The sequence below is a fragment of the Paenibacillus sp. 01L418 genome (assembly GCF_056400045.1).
This window is the reverse complement of record NZ_JBFTSN010000714.1, coordinates 1-1691: the sequence shown is the minus strand read 5'-3', so window position 1 is coordinate 1691 and position 1691 is coordinate 1. Positions and strand designations below refer to the sequence as shown.

At 41.9% G+C, this 1691-nt stretch carries 2 protein-coding genes; both read right to left on the bottom strand.

Features of this window, described 5'->3' with window-relative positions:
• Positions 1 to 369 precede the first annotated feature (369 nt).
• Positions 370 to 1140, bottom strand: coding sequence for a sugar phosphate isomerase/epimerase family protein (locus AC1DSE_RS34970; protein WP_477510116.1), 771 nt, complete (start codon positions 1138 to 1140; stop codon positions 370 to 372).
• Positions 1141 to 1277: 137 nt separating this feature from the next.
• A complete protein-coding gene (locus AC1DSE_RS34965; RefSeq protein WP_477510143.1) occupies positions 1278 to 1658 on the bottom strand; it encodes a VOC family protein in 381 nt (126 codons plus the stop codon).
• Between the last annotated feature and the right edge of the window lie 33 nt (positions 1659 to 1691).

Sequence of the window (1691 nt, the reverse complement as noted above, 5' to 3'; positions counted from 1 at the left end):
GCTCAGCGGACACATTTACTTTCGCAAAGCAATGCAACTAGGAGTTAGAGATTATTTATTAAAACCATTCTCGAAATCAGAGCTATCTGAAACGATAAACAAACTTATTAATTCAAGTGAGTCGTCCAGTTAGAATTAATAATTGATAATTTGGGTGAAGTAGATAGTGCGTAGCGATTCCTGGCCCAACCAAGTAACAGGAAACGTCTTCGCTGTGTAGTGTTTTTCCATCTAATCAAAAAAAGACAACGACGAGAGTCGTTGTCTTTCAATTGAAATAAGGTAGATTAAAATCGCAAAGCTTTTTAAGACAAAGGAGCTGCTCTTGGCTTAGCTGTTTGTCCCATACTCATTGAAATAAAACCTCATTTAGGTAAGATAGTTTCTTTTTAACCATGCATAGCTTTTTTCAATGCTTTGCAGCGGAGGGCTCTGACAAAAATCCTGTTCCACAATCAGCCACTCGACTCCGGCTTGCTCAGCTGCTTGTATTACGGCTGGCAGATCTACTACGCCCTCGCCAAGCTCTAATGTAACCATCTGTCTTTGGTCGTCTAAGCTATAATCTTTTAGATGAAGCAAGGGGAGACGGCCGGCATATTTGTCGATGTACTGAAGAGGATCTTTGCCTGCAAATTGCACCCAGCATACGTCCATCTCCACCTGAACAGCTTGCGGAGTTGTCTCTGCAAACATGGCTTCAAAAGGATTGTTATCGCCTACTACGCCCTCGAACTCAAATTCATGGTTGTGATAACCCAAAATGAGTCCCTGTTTTTGAACTTCCTTCCCGATTTGTTCAAGCTCTACAAATAAGGTACGCCATTCGTCTGCATTTTTCGGTCGGTCTTCAGGGAAAAGATAAGGACAGACCATGTATTGAGCGCCGATGGCTTTCAAGTAATCAATCTCTTTTTGCAGATCAGCACGAAGCGCGTGCAGAGAAAGATGGCTGCTAAATCCTTTCAAGCCGAGTTCATCCAATAGCGCCTTCAGATCATCGGCAGGAAGACCGCCATATCCTGCAAATTCAACCCCCTCATAACCCAGCTCGGCCACTTTCTTCAGCATTCCTTTGAAATCGATCGCCATCTCTTCACGAAGTGTATACAATTGAAGGCCAATATTCATCTTTTTCATCTTTAATTCCCTCTTTCGGTTTATATTTTTCAAACGAGAAGGCATGAATCATGTTTCATAGGTTCCTTTCTCCAACATCTGAGTCCGGACTAGCCCATTGTCACCGATTGGGGTGTGACGGAGATAGAAGAATACGTTTAAATCGTGATTTCTAACCGATTCATTTCTGGATCAAGCACAACACTTTCGTAATACCCATCACCGGTTGTTCGAGGCCCATCAAAAACCTGAAAGCCCTCCTTCTTTAAGCGATCCGTCAATTCATTCACCTTTTCCTCAGAACCGACTGAAAAAGCAAAATGGGTTATGCCGTAATAATCGGCAGTTTCCAACTCCACAAGCTCGGGTTTTTGCATCAATTCCAAACGCGCACCTGATTCAAAGGTCAAAAAATACGAGTGGAATTGTTTTTTTTCATTCACATATTTTTTATTTATGATGCCGTTGAAAAATTTCTCATAGAACGATTTCATCATTTCAAGGTCCTTGGTCCAGATTGCGACATGTTCAATTCGCATCATTCATCCGCCTTTCTATATTTAAAGCTGGAG

What these genes read in the sequence shown, in the direction of transcription:
- AC1DSE_RS34970 (WP_477510116.1), bottom strand. Translation starts at nt 1,140, where the DNA reads ATGAAAAAGATGAATATTGGCCTTCAATTGTATACACTTCGTGAAGAG.
- AC1DSE_RS34965 (WP_477510143.1), bottom strand. Translation starts at nt 1,658, where the DNA reads ATGCGAATTGAACATGTCGCAATCTGGACCAAGGACCTTGAAATGATG.